Here is a 15,821-nt window from a genome sequence, read left to right on the forward strand (position 1 = left end):
GTTGCGTAATATGTAAAAAGGCACCCTAAGGTGTCTCTTAACAACTAACTCTTTGTTTTCTTTTCTTCGTTTTCGTTTCACTGCACGCCCAGTATGCAAGTATGATACTGTCAAGCAACGCAATCTCCATCTCTTCTTTCATTGCCTTGTAGCCAAATCCACCATTAGTTCCTATTGTTCTTTTTTCACAGTTGCTTACTACCTGTACTAATGATGGCTGCCCGGAATGGATAATATTTTTTTGATATAGCCCTTGTTCAAACGAGGCATTCGCGGCAATGATTTCCTTCACTGTCGGAAGGTGTGAATTTTTTAAACCACAATCTTTCATTTCATTTTCCATTAACTGCTGTCCTGATGCTCCATCTATAATCACCTTTCTCGCTTTCCAGTTTTTCAAATATGCTAGTATCCATGTATCACCTGCACGTACTTCACGACAATCGATGCACTCTAAAAATATCTTTCCATCTTTCGTTTTAGACGCAACTCCCATTGCCGCATTCCCATCTTTGCTGTATTTGATTCCTACAAAAAGATCTCCTGTAAGCTCCGGCGGGATATCAGTTTTTAATTCATTCCATTCTGTTGCGCTGATAGCTGATTTCTGATTATAGCGAATCCATAATCCTAATCGCTGGATATTGAAATCGATCGGATCTGAACCAATCTCATCAGTTACAGATCTTTCCGTGAATACTGTTCCAAGAGATGGATTTGTCTCATACCAGGCGTCTATATCTCTTATATCTGTCTGCTCCGGCACGGACCATTCTGCCCACCCAGAGTTAACCGTTTGTCCTTCCAAGGTTGCCTTACGGAATTTTGTAAAAACCGTTCCGGAGCTTACAGGAGTTGGTGGTGTTCCGCAAAATATTGTCTGAGGATTCTTACTATCTGTAACGACATATTTTAACGCGCTCTCCTGATCATCTTGGTACTCTTGTGCCTCATCAATAATCAGTAAATCAAATCCCTCTCCCAGACCACCTTTTGATGTTCTGGTTCGAAATTCGATAATTCCACCTCCAGCAACTTCCAAATGTTCTTTTCCAAATGCCTTATATGAAGAAACGACCTCGATATTTGCTTTCTTTAGCAAATTCGAAAGTCGTTCCCATGCGCTATGTGTAGTTGTTGTTCTATGTGCTGTATGTAGGATTCTTTCGCCTTTCTTTAGCCCATACATCTCCCTTATTGCAACAATTTCATTCTTTCCATTACGCCTTGGGACTGAATACCCGAATTTGGTATGTACCCATAACCCCTCTTCGTTTACGGCCAAAATGTCTGACAGTAGAAGCTCCTGCCACTCCTGTGCAGTTCTTCCTGTCGAATTGTAAATGTCTATTGCTTCAGCTCCATATGTTGAAGAATAAGGCAGCACGACAGATTGCGTCGGGGTCTGCCGCCCCTTCCTTACTTCTCCCATGTAGCCTCCTCAAAAATATAAGCCGTCAGAACAATCTGGCAGCTTATTTAATCTCTATTATATCTTTTATTTCATCTAGCGGAATTCCATAAAATACTTTCCCGGCATCTAGTTCTATTTCTTCTCTTCCAGACGATGTGTCGTATTCTGACACTGTATTGGTGAATATCCCTTTTATACGATTTCCGTCTATATCTGTCACAATAATTTTTTTGTGCAAAAATCTTTTTACTTCATCATATGTCATGTTTTTCACCTCTTTTTGCTCGGGTAATCATATTTCATTTTCAATTTCTTTTATCATTTCATTGAACATCTCTTCAAGTGTATAATCATCGAGATAATATGATTGTCCATCATCAGCCATGTGTGTTTTGGCTTTTTCCTCATTATCTGCGAATTCAATTACGAGACGTTTTTTTTCTATAATATCAATATGTATGGCTACTTGATTCGGTAAAATAAACCAATCTTCATTATTGATTTTACGTTCTTCATATATTTTTCTCAATCTGTTTTCAATATATTCAACGCTTTCTCTCGTCTTAGTCATTTATCTCATCTCCATTCAGATTATAGCGCTTTGTCCCTGTTCTTCCACTTGATGTTTTATAATAGGCTTCTCCATGATGGCTATTGGTTTCAGGATGATATTGTAAATATCCGTCCCCATCATAAGAGACTCGAAATCCACCGCCTTCTTCAAATGGTATGCCTTTTAAGCTCCCTCTTCCTAATGGTTTAACTTCATATCCGGCTTTCTCCAATGCTTTTTTCAATCCTTCCGGTGTATATGCCTGAAACATCTTTGGGTGTTCAGCTATCCTGATTGCTAATTCATTTTTTTCTCTTGCTTTTCTTTTCTCTATTTTATCAGATTCTTTTTCGTATTTCCATTCTTTTGTCCATACATTTTGCTTTTTACCGTCTCCCGGATAATACTCAACAATGCAATCACAATTATCATGTCTCCGAAACACATCTTTAGGAACATCTGGATATACATATGTTCCAGCTACCTGATTACACCATTCGCAACAATGTCCGGAGGATCTCCGTATGATCCTTGGTCTCAATCCAGCTTTTGCATGAAAATCTGCATTTTTTTGAACAGTATCGTCCATTGCTTTCTGAACCAAATTCCGTACAGGTGCATCGAGAATCCATTTCACATCATCAAAATATTCCTCACTTGAAATCCGATTTACAATACCATTTATATTATCCTGTTGGATTTGTGCTCTTATTGTTTTAATTCCAATGCCTGCTGCTTCGTTCATGATCTGCTGTACAATAGCTGCATTATCTGCCGCCATCTCATAAGCTTCCCTCAACGTCGGATCCAATACTCTGGAAGCAATGTTATAATACATCTTTCCATCTGGCAATATATCAGATGATAAGTTGTCCGAATATGATTGCGCTAAGATTTTCCCAATCTCTTGTGCCACCTCGTTTGCTTGGCTGTATGAAGTCTTACCTCTCTGTGCCTGTTTTTTGAAGTTTTTAATGATGCTGCTCTTTTCAATATCATGATAGAATTGTTTCTGTATCTTCTCCAAAAGTCCTGGTGTGATGTCCTCCATAGGCTACACCTCCGGAGTTACTGGCAGATTGCTCATGTTAATTCCAGTTAAATCTCTTAAGTTATCTGCATTGAAATATCCTGGCACTGCCTGGTTAATCTTAATTGCTCCATCTCCAATATTGGACAGCATTGCTGCATCTGGTTCAAACACTGGTTCCCAGATTGGCGTCGTCATATATACCTGATTACGGTAATATTGATAATCATCACGTAGACATACAGCTAGATAGCCAGCATTCAGGAATCCACTGCCAAACGCTCGCTGTGCTTTTCTTGCTGTCAGTCTCAGATTCTCGTGTGATGCCTTGATTGCTTCCTGGCTAGCCGGATTCTCCGTTGCAAATCCTAAGTCATCAAGGGTCAATCCGGTCTCTCCGGCAAACAACGCGGCGAACATTTTAAGTTGATCTAAATGTGGTGCCATAGACTGCTGCTGGAATTGTCCTAAAGTCGGCGAATCTCCCTCCTCGTCTTTATCAAATTGCAATAAGCTCGATACAGTAGCTTTCCACTTATCCATCTGTTCTGCGTCCGGATCCAGACCAACTACATATTTTTGCGGAAATGAATAAAACTCTGCAGTTATCTCAGATCGCTTCAAAGTTCTCATTGCTGATTCTGTAATTGACATACATGCCCGGCTGATTCTAGAATGACCAAATGCTCTCTTTGCATCCGGTCGGAATATGATTGGCACCAGTAGCGGTGCTGGTGCGTTATCATCAAAAATCTGAACAAGTACTCCGTTTCTGTAGATTACTGTCCACCCTTCTACAAAATAAGCCTCTACGGTCACTTTTCCATTGTCATCGCGTTCCAGTACTGCATAGCCTTCCGTGAGCAGATTTGTAATTGGATTGATAATTCCAGTCGCATTTGCTCCATCAATTACCTGTAATCTCGGGAAGTCATCTTCACCTTTTGAGATGTAGATGAAACAACAGGAAGAAATCAATGCCGACAGTACCGCGGAATCATATAATATATCCGGATTATTCATTCGAAATATCCCTGTCATGTCAAAATTGTCATCGCGAAACCCACGGAACACTAGCCTGTCCGCAATCGAATCTACGGCCTTTGCATTCCATCCAAGTACTGCTTGTAACCATTGCAGGCTAGGTGGTGTGGCAATTCCCATGTCCCGTGCTATATTTTTCATTTCATAGAATTTATACCGTCTTAATACTCGGCTTCTCTTTCGATTCAGCTTTTTCCTTAGGTAATCTATGCCCCTGTAATCTGCCATTTATTGCTCCTTTCCACGCCATTTTCTCTCAGCGTGTGTTTTTTTTCGCAGTGACGGTGTGAAGTCCGCGCGCACCCGCGGTGGGGGAGGTATGCCCCCTATCCGTCAAGATTATTTAGGTCTATAATTACTCCAATCAAATGTATGAGGAAGTACCCTGTTTCCAATTGATTCTTCTTGTTTTCCTCCGCCTCTACTGTCTATCAGCTTGTCGCTCTTCTGTCTGTTACAGGTCCAATGTGCAAGCTGCATATTATCTAGGTCAGATGGGTGTCCGCCTTTCGCAATCGGAATAATATGATCTATACATGGTGACAACGGATGCGGATACTTGAGCGAGAAGTCCACAGGCTTGCCACATATTCCACACACAGTCTGGGTTGCATAAATCTTTTTCTTATTCTTTTCAAAGGCTCCGCGGTGGGTGCCATCTTTATCTGGTCTATTTCTCTTCAATTCTACTTTCTCCTTGCATACAAATGGCAGCAATCAATTGACTGCTGCCATCATCGTCTTCTCTTTATTATAAACATCTACTACTTCTTTTTTATCCTGCACAACAAAAGAACAGCCTGTTGCCAAGCCGTTCCTTCTAGGACTGTATACACCTTGTAAGGGGATTGTGAAACCATAATGAAATCTGTTTTTCCACTAAGTTCATTATAACAATAACACATCTAAAATATGAATGTTATGAATCTTTCATGTCTGCATTTATTACCTTGGATACCATTGATTGGGTATATCCTAAACTCTCGCCAGCTTCTTTCTGTGTCATTCCGTCCAGATACACCATTTCAAATATCTCTTTCTTCATGCCGACAGGTAACTGCTCTATGTACTTCTCCACTTCTTCATTCTCCTGCTCCAATCTACCAAGATCTTCCCGCTTCTCTCTGATGCGCTCTTTTAACCTGGTTGCTTCTTTTGGCTCTTCCATTACTACTTTCACATGCTGCTCAATGTAAGGAAATTCATCACCAGACTTCGTAACCTTTCCAGGTACTACCGGAACATTATCCAACTGCTCCACTAATTTGTCGATTGTTTTCTTGATCCCGGCTATTCTTCTTTTGTTGGATTTATATTTTTTCAACTGCTTTCTATCCATCATTATATCCCACCTGTTCCTGAACAGCTCTCATAATCTTTTCTCCGTCCAGATTACAATATGTTCCAATATCATTCCGGAAGAATCGTTCGCAATCAGCTTTACTCCATAATGCCTGCTGGTCATTCGAATGTCTTTTCAATCGTTTTAATGCACTGCGATAATCTTCTACAGCTAACTTCACGATTGCAAATGTCAGCTGGTCATAACTTTCCATGTACGCCAACGGCTTTCACCTCCTCCGCTTTATGCTGCTGTCTCCATTTTATATTTCTGGAACAACTCTGCTTTTTCTGTGTGATACCGAATCAGTTCATTGACTGCTGCCCGCTGTGCCTCTTCTACCTGATGCGAATTATAAACCTTCAGACCAATACACCACTCTTCACCACCTTCAAATAATTTCCATTCCCAGTTAATATAGGCAATGTATGCTATCTTTTTTCCTTCCTCTACCAGATTTATCTGATTCATGTTTTCCCGAATCCATTTCACATCATCGCCTCCATGTCCTCTGCACGTCCTTCCCAAAGGTTTGCCTTTTCCTTGCAGTAGTCTATAATGGTCTCGACTGCTGCCATCTCTACTGGTTCTATATCCAGCTTTCCAAATCCTTCCATGGAATCCAGATAGGCATATCCACTCCCTCCTGTATACCTATAATACAATTTCCAGTTCAAGAATCTCTCGTCCCAAAGTAATATTGCAATTACTTCGTCCTCTTCTTCATCATGTAATTCAAGACGTTCGTCCGATTTAATGGTCCACATTTCTTTCTGAGCCTCCTTGCTTCAATCATCTTATTTTGGTCATCTCTGTGATAATCTGCATAGACCTTCCGACAGTTGTTCTTGTATTTGTTCTTATTTTCTGGAATATTGTTATTCATTACCATCAACTCCTTTCGCTATATGCAATCCATAATGCTATAAAATATAAAATGCTTACAATCGAATCGCACTCTCTATCCCACTGTAGTTCTCCAAACTGCTTATACTCATACACATACCATACTGCTGTAATTGCCAGTGATATAAGTACCGCATAAATGAATATCAAGATGTTCTTTGCACCATGTCTCTATTTCTTCGTTAAGTTTATTTCTCTGCTCGATTTTGTCTACTATTTCTTTTGGAATTTTACTCATAGCTGTCTATCGCCTCCTTATAACTTTCAGCAAGTCTTCCACTCCCTGAATGTATCCTTCGTGGTATTTGTTAACTTCTTTTATTTGCTGATTGCATCTTCTACCAGCTTCACTCTGTAACCTGTTTGCCTGTTCTTCTATTTCGTCATATTCTTTCTTGTCCATTGCAGCCTCCTAAATCTTCGTCAATCTTTCTCCTACTACTGCCTTATCGCACACTTCCACATCACAACCACGTTCCCTACCGGTATGGATACAGTAATCACAACCACCTGCATCACTGTGGCGATACTGGCATGTTCTGCATTTATGACGGTCAGAGTTATCTCCGGTCATATCTGCCTCATCATGCTCTCGCTTCCGTTTTGCATGCATATATACTGTTCCATAAGGAATGCCTGTTCTTTCTGCAATTTCTTTATAGCTCAATCCCTGATCTAGAAACATCCAGATTACTTCCTGTTTTTCTGCCGGAGTCATCTACTTCTCTCCCTTCTGAATCCACTTCAAAAACTCTACAAGCTCAGATTCGCTGTTTGGATATTTTGTGTAGCAATCATGTATTGTCCATTTTGTCTGACCATTTTTCCCACGTGGGACTTTTGGTCCATTAATCAAATGCAGATAGGATACATAGTCTGTATACTTGCTTTCGTATTCTTCAGCAATGAGTCTTGCTCCATTTTCAAAATCATATTTGTAGTAGGTACAGCCGATATGTTCATCTGTGTACCAGACTCCCCAGTCTCTATGATTTCTCAGCCACTCTTTTCTTTGGTCATTGTTTCGGAATATTGGCAGCTCTGGCTGTTCCGGTTCTTCCGGAGGATTCAAGAGCATGTCCAAATCATGAATATATCCGGCCAGTGCTGCAACTAATATCTTCTGCTTCCGGACTCTGATATCATTTTGACTGAATTCTTTTTCAGCCATCTCCAGATACATCCGGGCTTTCAGATTCTCTTCCCTTGCAATATCGATATCGGTTTTCTCAGATACTTCTTCGTACAACTCTGGCTCTGATGGAGCATCAACAATTGCAATACCTTCCGGCTGTTCCACAATGACCGGTTCATTTTCTTCCGAAATCTCCTGATAATCCTCCACAGGCTCTGTTACTTCTTCCATTATGTCCTGAGGAATTTCAATTCCCACATTTTTCTCTTTGGGAATCTCTTCATCATGCTCATGCAATTTCTTGTAATGATTCCAGCAAGCTGCGCATTCTCTCCAGCCTTGCAACTGATCCTCGTCTGAGGTTCCCCAGTTCTCTCTCGGACAACTTGTCTGTCCTGGAGGACAGCTTGACTGTTCTGGTTTGCAATCTGTATTTTCCGATTGTGCGACGTCGCACACTTCCTCACTCGGCTGTTCTTCAATCTTCTGCTGTGCCTCTTCTATTGCGACTACATTCCACATGGACTGTATGGCTGCTGCCAGGTAGAACCAGTCGTAGTCACCCAGATAGTCACAATTTACCGAAAAAACCTGGATATAATCATCAAAGAGATTAATAAATGCTGATTTTTCTCTAATTTCAAAATAATGGGTTCTGCTTCTCCCTTCACAGAATTCCTGTCTGATCAGTATAGGACTTGTAGTCACATCCATAACTCTGTTCTGATAGTTCTCCAGGAACCAATTCTTGCGAAGTTTTATAAATCCTCTTGCAAATGCATTTAAGTATTCCCATACTTCTTCTGTCGGCTTCTGCAGTTCTACTTTTGTCTCTTCTGTCTGCTGTTCTTCTTGCTCCGGCAAAACTTCTGGAAAATCTTCCACGCTCATCTGACCGGGAAGTTGCTCTTCGGGTTCCAGATCCGGTGTTCGAATCTCTCTGATTTCCCGGACTGTCATTTCCGGGGTCACTTCTTCCAACTGCTCACTGTCCAGATATAACATTTCCTGGAGCTGGCTCTTACCGAAATCCTTATAACCGCTATCCAGGAATGGGCTATATCCTCCCTGGGAGAACTTCTCATTCATCTGCATCCAGCGGATTGCTGTAGATCTCTTAATGCCGTACTGGTCTTCGGCAAATTCGTAAACACTTGCATATCCGTCTTTCCGGAAGCCTTCCGACTCTTTGATCTGCCTGAGATAGAATCCGATTCCGATAAAGTTCTGTGTCATGCCCTGCAGCTTGTTCCGGATAATCTCTTTTGCTTCCCGATAATCAATATTCAGATACCACTCTTCCTTTTTCTCAATCTCACTCATTGTTTCCTCCTAGCATCTGTAGCTCCAATGCGTTCATGTCATAATCACGACCGGTATAATTGTTGAATTTTGATTTCTGAGGTTTCCGGCTCTTCGTTTTCTTCTCAGTATCCTCAAAACCTTTCGTTCCCCATGAAGTCGCTTTCTTTACAATGGTCAATTGCTTTCCCGGATCGCTCGTTAATGACACAAGTTCTTCTCTGAGAGCCTCCACCTGTTCCGGAATGATGGATCCATAATTATTTTCACGGACAAGCAGGTACAATTGAAAAGCCTGTTCCACTTCCGGCTGAAACGCTATATATATTTTTTTATTTACTTTACTTTCCTTTATAGGGGGCAAATCATTATCTGTACCCTGCAAATGGTCATTTGTCGGTTGCACATTTGAAAAAAGGCTGACTTTAACTAAGCCTTTGCATTCTTCGGGTTTCAAAAGCCAATATTCACTATATACAGTTTTATTCCGTCGTTCTGACAATACCGTCCAGAAACGCCGTTGGATACCTCTACTGGTAAGCACTCCCCACTCATCAAATAACCTCTTATCAAAGAGATCCACCTGCAAGCAGTAGTCCACAGTTTCTTTCACTGTACCGGAACTGATGCCGCCGCCCATCTTCCTTGCAGTCGTTGCACAGTCGTCATAGCCCCATTCATAGAAATATCCATTTACCTTGTACGCTCTCTGACATAAAAAGAAATATATCCCGAAGCCTTTCCAGCCTTTTGCGTCCAAGAGCTTGTCTATCTTCTTGTCTCCGTCAAATATATCAACCGACCAACCAGCGTAATCTATCCCCTGTTTTGGTCGTCCTGACACTTTTTATTCTCCTTTTCTCCCTGCACTGCCCGTACAGGGAGTTATTCGTGATACAATAAAAACCTAAGGTGCTGTTACCTACGCGATCACAGTAATGTGATGCTCCTTTAATTCTTCTGCAAGTTCAAACTCCAGATATTCCTTAATCTTCTTCATGGTCACATTCTTCCACAGTCCGCCGTCAGCTTCCACCAGCTTGAATGCCGGTCCTCTCTCGCTGTCCTTGATACGGAACACATAAGAACTCTCTGGCTGCTCAATTTCTGCAAATGTGCGGTATGGTCTGAGCTTGACCGGATTCGGCACAATCACATCTGCCAGTTCCACACCTGATTTGATGGTTGTCTTCTGAGATACGCCATCATCGGAATAATTAGCCGTTGTTCCGGATTTGATATTACCGGCGACCTGCATGATCGTAGTCAGGTCTTCTGTCTCCACAAAGTTCGCCTGCAGCTCAATCAGAAAACGCTCCTGGTCATAATAATCATCAAACCGGAATTCATTCACAATTGCGCCTGCTGCCATCAATGACTCTCTGTTCCTCTCGTCAATAAGTCCTGAGAACAGAAGGACCTTTGTTGGACTCACTACATGAAGAATGGAAGATTCTCTTAACTCTTCCGGCTTTCCTTTAATGTAGTCCACTAATGCTGTTAATGTATTTACAGAAAGATAACTTGCCATCGGGAATCTGTGATATCTGGTGAGATCCTTGGTACAATACGTCTCACCATTAATCTCCAATAACTTCGGCTCCATGCTCTCTGCCTTCAGACCTGTAATATACTGTAATGCTTCTTTTAATCCTTCCATCATCTTAAGTCCTCCTTATGCTTCTCTCTTTCTAAGATCTACTACTTTGCTGCCTTTTTCCATGATTTCGCCTGTCTCTGTATCCACGGTCTTACCCTCGACCTTTACAGTTGCTTCAGGCATTTTACTTCCGATTTCTGCCACATCAATTGCTCCGCTCGTCAGATCCTGCTGAACGCCCAGTGCTGTTACAGCTCCAAGCGCCGGTGCGAGTGTTGGCTTCGAATTCACATTAGTCGTGATAAAGTTCCTCTGCTCATTTGGCTTGAACTCAATCGTGACAGTGATCTTTCGCTTGGCTTTCACATCTGTGTTCGGATCAACAACATTTCTCATGACCGCCTCAATATCTCGGTTGATCTGTCTGCTGAGTTCACCGCCCGCAAATGTTTCCAGGTTAAAGTGTCTCATTGCTTAACATACCCCCTGTGTAATTTATTAAAAACTCTGACTTTATATCAGATGTTCTTTACAATCTGTTCTTTCCAAAAGTCTGAATGAACTCCTCCCTGGTTCCATAATGTTCCTCCCAGTACTGCTGTGCCATCTGCTTGAGCTGCAGGTCTAATCCATGATTTGGATTCTCATGAACGCTGTCTTTTTCGTGCTCATGTAGATAGTATGCTATGGGAATTATGAAACCATATTGTTCAGACTTCTTTCTGTATGGTCCGTAAAATATATGGTGCCTGTGACAGCTCGGTGTCCCCGTGAAATAACAATGCGTCATGTCTTTCGTGAACACGCTCCACAGCTTTTTAGCCATTTACGACCACCTCAATGCGGACTGCTGCCATAGAATTTCTTATAATCATTGACTGACCGCCTTTCTGTTCCTATAATGAAATTGGTTGTTTTACCGAGTGCTCCAGCCTTGCCAGGCTTTTGTGAACACTCATTTTTGTATCGCCAAATCAAATATCTGTTCCAATTGGTTCGGCGTGTGAATTGTCGTTCCAGTAGTTACCCAACCGATTAAATAGTGTATTTTGAAAGACCGTGAGCTGAAATTATGTTCTTCCAATGCCTTTTTAATGTTCTCTAGCTCGGACTCAAATTCTTCTTTCGTCAACAACTTCGGGATTTCACGTATTTCCTCCCATTTTATGTATCCGTTAGCTTTTCTCCACTCCTGGTACTCATCCTCAAGATCTGCATCTTCAATCTCTCTGTGAAGTCTTTGGAACTCCTCAAATTCAGTCTGATACCCGACCGTGTCTCTTGACATCATTTCGACCGTATCACACTGATCTGCACATCTTCGGAACAACGCCTCTTTCGCGAAATCATTCATGATTTACACCTCCTCTACTCAATCGAAATACGGCACATAATAACAAAGACTGCTGCCAATGCCAGCATTACATCTGGAATAATCAAACTTTTGATGCAAAGAACATATCGCTCTCTTTCCAACTGGTGAACCCTACGCCTGACTTCCCATGGTGCATCATCTCTCAGTACCATATTTGTTGATTTTCTTTTTCTCAAGCTTGTCCTCCTTTCTACCGCCTAAGCGGTTTTCTCTCGCTTATATCCAAGATGCTCCAGCGCCCGCCGGTTCCATTCGTCTACCAGCCTTTGTCGTTCTTCCTTGGAAAGAGAAGAGATTTCTTTTTCTTCTCCATTAATAACTACAATGTTAAAATGTTTCAATTACACCACCTCTTCTATAAGTTATGTGGTACGGTTTGTACTTGTTGCTATGAGATGCAATCCTTTTCGCACAATTGTGAAAACGCCAAGAAATAATAAAAAAATTAATATCATCATTCCAATGGCATTAGGCAAAATACTTATAGCTTCTATTAATGCTGCTGGCGTAAAAACTAGTATCCAGCCAATTATCTTTCTCAGTTTCATCTACTCACCTTCCTGTTTCTTCATGCCAATGCGAATCGCACAATCCTTTATTTTAACTACTGTTGTTATCAGCGCTTCTCCTATATACTGACTAATCTGCTCCACGGCATCTCTCATGCATTTTCCGCATATCGGACAGTAATTTGCTTGTGCGGGTAATTCCGCAAAACATACTGGACATAACCGCTTCATTTCGTCCACCTCTCTTCTATTGCATCTTTCCTCAATCTCTCCTATACTTTAGTTACAGGCACCGCCATGCCGAGTATTTATGAAAGGAGCGCGTTTTATGGATTTACCAACTTTAATTAATACTATTCTTTGCATTCTATCATTCATTTTGGCAGTAATTTCTATCATAACTGTCGTTATAACACTCCGCCAAAACTCAAAAATGATTGAAAATTCCACCAGACCGTATATTTCTATCTCTTTTCACCCGCTATTTAGTCTCGACTATTTGATACTAAAAAACTTCGGAAATTCCACTGCCAAGATTATTTCACTTGAAACCAACGTGGATTTTCGTATATGCTTTGATGACGATTTTCATTTGCCATTTTCTCATGCTGCTGGCACTTATCTCCATCCTGGTGAACGAATTCTTTCGGCAATCGATGAGGCATATAAATTATGTAAGAAATATGATTTTCTTATATTTGACATAACATATGAAGCATCTGGAAAGCTCTATAAAGAGCATATAGAAATTAATCTGAATTCATATGCTGATCATGCCACTATCCGTCCAACTGTAAACCAGGAAAATGCTCAACAAGTAATAGCAAAAACTTTGCAGGATATCTCTGACATTTTAATGTAATGTAGTTGTGTATGCGATATCCTTCGCAAGCTCCAAAATATCTTTTATGATTTCGCAAGTAAAACAGTTTTCTGGTAACTCATTTTTATGGCCGCTAATGCCTCTTTTGCGGCCGTTTTTCTTTTATCGTTTTCAAGTGTCGTCCCGCTAATGGTATACACTGTTCTTCCAACTTCATTCATCTCTTTCACCTCGCTTTCTCTATTTTAGTTGCATTACATTCAACTTTTATTTTAAAAAAATATCATCTCGTTCTGTTTGAGATAAATTCAAAACATTTGACAACGATACTATTTCCGAAGCCGTGAATTCGCCCACTCCCTTAAGTCGATTGTATAATGTTTCTCTCAAAATACCTGATTTTTCAGCAACTGCTTTTACTGTCATTCCACTATCTGTTATTTTATCCTTTAGCATCTTTATATCCGGCATTTTATCCACTCCTTTCTAGTTGCATTTAATTCAACTACCTCTTTTATATCACTCTGTTGCATTTCTGTCAACCTATTTGCACAAAAATGTTGAATTATTTTCAATCATATGCTATTGTAGGATTATGAAATGAGGTGAATGAATGTTACAACTGTATAAAAATATAAAATCAAGAAGAATTGAATTAAATATGACTCAATCCGATTTGGCTTCTAAAATGGGTTATGCCGATAAAAGTATGATTGCTAAAATCGAGAAAGGCGTCATAGATCTTCCTCAATCTAAAATTATTGCATTTGCAAAAGTTTTAAATACCGCTCCTGGTATATTAATGGGACTTGATGGAACCTCAGTTGATCAATCAAGTTTATCTGAAGGTATCAAAATTAAAATATATGGTCGAGTTGCTGCAGGCATTCCGCTGGAGGCAATTGAAGATGTTATCGACGAAGAAGAGATTCCTGAAGAACTGGCACGGACCGGTGAGTTCTTCGGACTCCGGATCAGCGGTGATTCTATGGAGCCGGATATTCATAACGGAGATACTGTAATTGTAAAAAGACAGGATGATGCGGAATCCGACGAGATTGTAATTGCTCTTGTGAACGGGAATGATGGAGTGTGTAAGAGACTAAAGAAGTATGCAGACAGTATTGCTCTTATCTCATTAAATCCTAATTATGAACCGATGTATTTTAATCAGGAAGAGATTGAAGAAAAGCCCGTGAAGATTATTGGCAAAGTTGTAGAGCTTCGTCGAAAATTTTAAACGTATATAATCGCTTTGGTGTTTATATAAAAACTTATTTAAACTTACTTATTTTCACTCTACTAAAGAAGGAGAAAGATATGGGAATTGGTGATATTTTTAAAACTGGACAATTCAAAAATGAAATTGAAGAACTAAAACAAGAAAATGCACGTTTACAGGGAGAGTTAAATCATGCGCAATCTTTACTCACACCAGAAATGCAAGATGCGCAAAAACTTCATGGACTTATAGACAAGCTCAACTCTCAAAAATCATCTTTGGAAAGCAACATAAAAGATATTGAAGCTGACATTTCGCGCCGTGTATCTAATATTGAGAATCTGGATAACGAGATAAGGAACCGCGAAAAGCAGATTATAGATTTAGACGATGAAATTCTTGTTCAAGAGTTTGGATTGTACCGTCCACATTATAGCTTTGCAAATGCTCTTGACTATAAAGATAAATTGGCTGAGATACGTGCAAAGCAAAAGACCCTTATAAAAAATAAAGATGCTGTAACTGGAAATACAAATTGGCGGGTAAATGATAGCCTCTCTAAAGGACGGAAAATGGTTAATGACACGCAAAAGCTTTTACTTCGGGCATTTAACACCGAATGCGATGATCTTATATCTAACGTAAAATACACCAACTATGATGCATCATTGAACCGAATTTACAAATCCGCAGAGTCTATTTCGAAGCTTGGAACAATTATGGATATTTCCATAAAATCTGCATATTTGAATTTAAAAGTTGAAGAACTTCGATTAGCATTTGAATATCAGCAAAAGAAACAGGAAGAAAAAGAAGCTCAAAAAGCTGCCCGTGCAGAACTTCGCGAAGCCGCCAGACTTCAAAAAGAAATTGAAGCTCAAAGGAAAAAGATTGAGAAAGAACAAACACACTATCAAACAGCTTATGAACATATACTAAGACAATTGGAACAGTCTCCTGAGGACTCCGCTCTTTTGGCTAAGAAATCTGAACTCGAAAACCAGTTACAGGATATCGATAAAGCAATAAAAGATATTGATTACAGAGAAGCAAATCAAAGAGCTGGATATGTATATGTAATATCCAACATCGGAGCATTTGGTCCAGATATTTACAAGATTGGCATGACAAGACGATTGGACCCACAAGATCGCGTTGATGAACTTGGCGATGCATCTGTGCCATTTAACTTTGATGTACATGCTATGATTTTCTCTGATGATGCGCCGGCATTGGAAACAGCTCTACATAAAGCTTTTGAGGACAGAAAACTCAATATGGTTAATACGCGTAGAGAATTCTTCCACGTAACTCTTGATGAAATAAAAGATGTTGTAAAGAAAAACTTTGATAAAACAGTAGAATTTATTGATGTTCCAGATGCAGAACAGTATAGAATAAGTTTGAAGATGCAACAAGAAATGTGTAAATAAAATAGAAATCGCCACCCCGTTGGCATACGTATTGTCCAAGGATAGAAAGGCAGCTATCACACCCTTGTGGTCTTAAAGAGATGCCGGAGTTGTCGCCCGGCTGGACAAATTTCCAATCAAATTGGTTATACTT

Annotated in this window: 29 protein-coding genes; 3 read left to right on the top strand and 26 right to left on the bottom strand. The window is 40.2% G+C overall.

Annotated features, from left to right (window positions below):
• Nucleotides 1-37: 37 nt before the first annotated feature.
• The 24 genes from G593_RS0111245 to G593_RS0111360 form a co-directional block, all read right to left on the bottom strand.
• Nucleotides 38-1,432, bottom strand: a complete 1,395-nt coding sequence (locus G593_RS0111245; protein ID WP_029731731.1) for a terminase large subunit — start codon at nucleotides 1,430-1,432, stop codon at nucleotides 38-40.
• Between the two features lie 43 nt (nucleotides 1,433-1,475).
• Nucleotides 1,476-1,679, bottom strand: a complete 204-nt coding sequence (locus G593_RS0111250; RefSeq protein WP_029731733.1) for a hypothetical protein — start codon at nucleotides 1,677-1,679, stop codon at nucleotides 1,476-1,478.
• Nucleotides 1,680-1,706: 27 nt separating this feature from the next.
• On the bottom strand, nucleotides 1,707-1,985 hold the full coding sequence (locus tag G593_RS0111255; RefSeq protein ID WP_021840572.1) for a hypothetical protein: 279 nt from the start codon (nucleotides 1,983-1,985) through the stop codon (nucleotides 1,707-1,709).
• Nucleotides 1,978-3,018, bottom strand: a complete 1,041-nt coding sequence (locus tag G593_RS20835; protein WP_049946481.1) for a VG15 protein — start codon at nucleotides 3,016-3,018, stop codon at nucleotides 1,978-1,980. The genes G593_RS0111255 and G593_RS20835 overlap by 8 nt, the downstream gene beginning before the upstream one ends.
• Nucleotides 3,019-3,021: 3 nt before the next feature.
• Entirely contained in the window at nucleotides 3,022-4,269 is a 1,248-nt protein-coding gene (locus tag G593_RS0111265) for a phage portal protein (protein WP_029731735.1), read from the bottom strand.
• A gap of 111 nt (nucleotides 4,270-4,380) precedes the next feature.
• The gene (locus G593_RS0111270; RefSeq protein WP_021840569.1) at nucleotides 4,381-4,725 is read right to left on the bottom strand and encodes an HNH endonuclease; all 345 of its coding nucleotides are present in this window, start codon (nucleotides 4,723-4,725) and stop codon (nucleotides 4,381-4,383) included.
• A gap of 235 nt (nucleotides 4,726-4,960) precedes the next feature.
• Nucleotides 4,961-5,383, bottom strand: a complete 423-nt coding sequence (locus tag G593_RS0111280; RefSeq protein ID WP_029731737.1) for a sigma factor-like helix-turn-helix DNA-binding protein — start codon at nucleotides 5,381-5,383, stop codon at nucleotides 4,961-4,963.
• Nucleotides 5,373-5,606, bottom strand: coding sequence for a hypothetical protein (locus G593_RS0111285; RefSeq protein WP_049946482.1), 234 nt, complete (start codon nucleotides 5,604-5,606; stop codon nucleotides 5,373-5,375). The genes G593_RS0111280 and G593_RS0111285 overlap by 11 nt, the downstream gene beginning before the upstream one ends.
• Nucleotides 5,607-5,626: 20 nt before the next feature.
• On the bottom strand, nucleotides 5,627-5,875 hold the full coding sequence (locus G593_RS0111290) for a hypothetical protein (protein WP_029731739.1): 249 nt from the start codon (nucleotides 5,873-5,875) through the stop codon (nucleotides 5,627-5,629).
• Entirely contained in the window at nucleotides 5,872-6,150 is a 279-nt protein-coding gene (locus tag G593_RS0111295) for a hypothetical protein (RefSeq protein ID WP_029731741.1), read from the bottom strand. Before G593_RS0111295 ends, G593_RS0111290 begins: the two co-directional genes overlap by 4 nt.
• On the bottom strand, nucleotides 6,090-6,269 hold the full coding sequence (locus G593_RS20525) for a hypothetical protein (protein WP_196801968.1): 180 nt from the start codon (nucleotides 6,267-6,269) through the stop codon (nucleotides 6,090-6,092). The genes G593_RS0111295 and G593_RS20525 overlap by 61 nt, the downstream gene beginning before the upstream one ends.
• Nucleotides 6,270-6,377: 108 nt before the next feature.
• Complete coding sequence (locus G593_RS20155; RefSeq protein ID WP_155961798.1) at nucleotides 6,378-6,527, bottom strand: hypothetical protein; 150 nt, start codon at nucleotides 6,525-6,527, stop codon at nucleotides 6,378-6,380.
• 6 nt (nucleotides 6,528-6,533) lie between these two features.
• The gene (locus tag G593_RS20160; protein WP_155961800.1) at nucleotides 6,534-6,692 is read right to left on the bottom strand and encodes a hypothetical protein; all 159 of its coding nucleotides are present in this window, start codon (nucleotides 6,690-6,692) and stop codon (nucleotides 6,534-6,536) included.
• 9 nt (nucleotides 6,693-6,701) lie between these two features.
• Nucleotides 6,702-7,007, bottom strand: a complete 306-nt coding sequence (locus G593_RS0111310) for an RNA polymerase sigma factor (protein ID WP_029731742.1) — start codon at nucleotides 7,005-7,007, stop codon at nucleotides 6,702-6,704.
• The gene (locus tag G593_RS19060; protein WP_049946483.1) at nucleotides 7,008-8,747 is read right to left on the bottom strand and encodes a hypothetical protein; all 1,740 of its coding nucleotides are present in this window, start codon (nucleotides 8,745-8,747) and stop codon (nucleotides 7,008-7,010) included.
• Nucleotides 8,740-9,570, bottom strand: a complete 831-nt coding sequence (locus G593_RS0111320; protein WP_049946484.1) for a DUF4373 domain-containing protein — start codon at nucleotides 9,568-9,570, stop codon at nucleotides 8,740-8,742. The genes G593_RS19060 and G593_RS0111320 overlap by 8 nt, the downstream gene beginning before the upstream one ends.
• Before the next feature lie 78 nt (nucleotides 9,571-9,648).
• Entirely contained in the window at nucleotides 9,649-10,389 is a 741-nt protein-coding gene (locus G593_RS0111325; RefSeq protein WP_081646538.1) for a hypothetical protein, read from the bottom strand.
• 12 nt (nucleotides 10,390-10,401) lie between these two features.
• Nucleotides 10,402-10,797 carry a hypothetical protein gene (locus G593_RS0111330; protein ID WP_029731746.1) on the bottom strand — a complete coding sequence of 132 codons (396 nt, stop codon included), beginning with the start codon at nucleotides 10,795-10,797 and terminating at the stop codon, nucleotides 10,402-10,404.
• Between the two features lie 58 nt (nucleotides 10,798-10,855).
• Nucleotides 10,856-11,152, bottom strand: a complete 297-nt coding sequence (locus tag G593_RS0111335; RefSeq protein ID WP_029731747.1) for a hypothetical protein — start codon at nucleotides 11,150-11,152, stop codon at nucleotides 10,856-10,858.
• Nucleotides 11,153-11,281: 129 nt separating this feature from the next.
• Nucleotides 11,282-11,680: a hypothetical protein gene (locus G593_RS0111340; protein ID WP_029731748.1), complete on the bottom strand. Its 399-nt coding sequence runs from the start codon at nucleotides 11,678-11,680 to the stop codon at nucleotides 11,282-11,284.
• A gap of 14 nt (nucleotides 11,681-11,694) precedes the next feature.
• Nucleotides 11,695-11,877 (bottom strand): hypothetical protein, encoded by a 183-nt coding sequence (locus G593_RS0111345; RefSeq protein WP_029731749.1) that lies wholly within the window; start codon nucleotides 11,875-11,877, stop codon nucleotides 11,695-11,697.
• Between the two features lie 21 nt (nucleotides 11,878-11,898).
• Nucleotides 11,899-12,042, bottom strand: a complete 144-nt coding sequence (locus tag G593_RS20165; protein WP_155961802.1) for a hypothetical protein — start codon at nucleotides 12,040-12,042, stop codon at nucleotides 11,899-11,901.
• A 21-nt stretch (nucleotides 12,043-12,063) separates the two neighbouring features.
• Entirely contained in the window at nucleotides 12,064-12,249 is a 186-nt protein-coding gene (locus G593_RS0111355) for a hypothetical protein (protein ID WP_029731750.1), read from the bottom strand.
• Nucleotides 12,250-12,441 carry a hypothetical protein gene (locus tag G593_RS0111360; RefSeq protein WP_029731751.1) on the bottom strand — a complete coding sequence of 64 codons (192 nt, stop codon included), beginning with the start codon at nucleotides 12,439-12,441 and terminating at the stop codon, nucleotides 12,250-12,252.
• 97 nt (nucleotides 12,442-12,538) lie between these two features.
• On the opposite strand from G593_RS0111360, the gene G593_RS19065 reads away from it, so the two are divergent.
• Nucleotides 12,539-13,072 carry a hypothetical protein gene (locus G593_RS19065; RefSeq protein ID WP_029731752.1) on the top strand — a complete coding sequence of 178 codons (534 nt, stop codon included), beginning with the start codon at nucleotides 12,539-12,541 and terminating at the stop codon, nucleotides 13,070-13,072.
• 44 nt (nucleotides 13,073-13,116) lie between these two features.
• Here G593_RS19065 and G593_RS20170 read toward each other — a convergent pair whose 3' ends face one another.
• Both G593_RS20170 and G593_RS0111375 read right to left on the bottom strand, forming a co-directional pair.
• Nucleotides 13,117-13,263 carry a hypothetical protein gene (locus G593_RS20170; protein ID WP_155961804.1) on the bottom strand — a complete coding sequence of 49 codons (147 nt, stop codon included), beginning with the start codon at nucleotides 13,261-13,263 and terminating at the stop codon, nucleotides 13,117-13,119.
• A gap of 37 nt (nucleotides 13,264-13,300) precedes the next feature.
• A complete protein-coding gene (locus tag G593_RS0111375) occupies nucleotides 13,301-13,504 on the bottom strand; it encodes a helix-turn-helix domain-containing protein (protein ID WP_021840551.1) in 204 nt (67 codons plus the stop codon).
• Nucleotides 13,505-13,646: 142 nt separating this feature from the next.
• On the opposite strand from G593_RS0111375, the gene G593_RS0111380 reads away from it, so the two are divergent.
• Both G593_RS0111380 and G593_RS0111385 read left to right on the top strand, forming a co-directional pair.
• Nucleotides 13,647-14,273 carry a helix-turn-helix domain-containing protein gene (locus G593_RS0111380; RefSeq protein WP_029731753.1) on the top strand — a complete coding sequence of 209 codons (627 nt, stop codon included), beginning with the start codon at nucleotides 13,647-13,649 and terminating at the stop codon, nucleotides 14,271-14,273.
• Between the two features lie 80 nt (nucleotides 14,274-14,353).
• A complete protein-coding gene (locus G593_RS0111385) occupies nucleotides 14,354-15,688 on the top strand; it encodes a DUF4041 domain-containing protein (RefSeq protein WP_029731754.1) in 1,335 nt (444 codons plus the stop codon).
• Nucleotides 15,689-15,821 lie beyond the last annotated feature (133 nt).

Origin of the sequence: Dorea sp. AGR2135 (assembly GCF_000420885.1) — a bacterium.
GTDB lineage: Bacteria > Bacillota > Clostridia > Lachnospirales > Lachnospiraceae > Dorea > Dorea formicigenerans.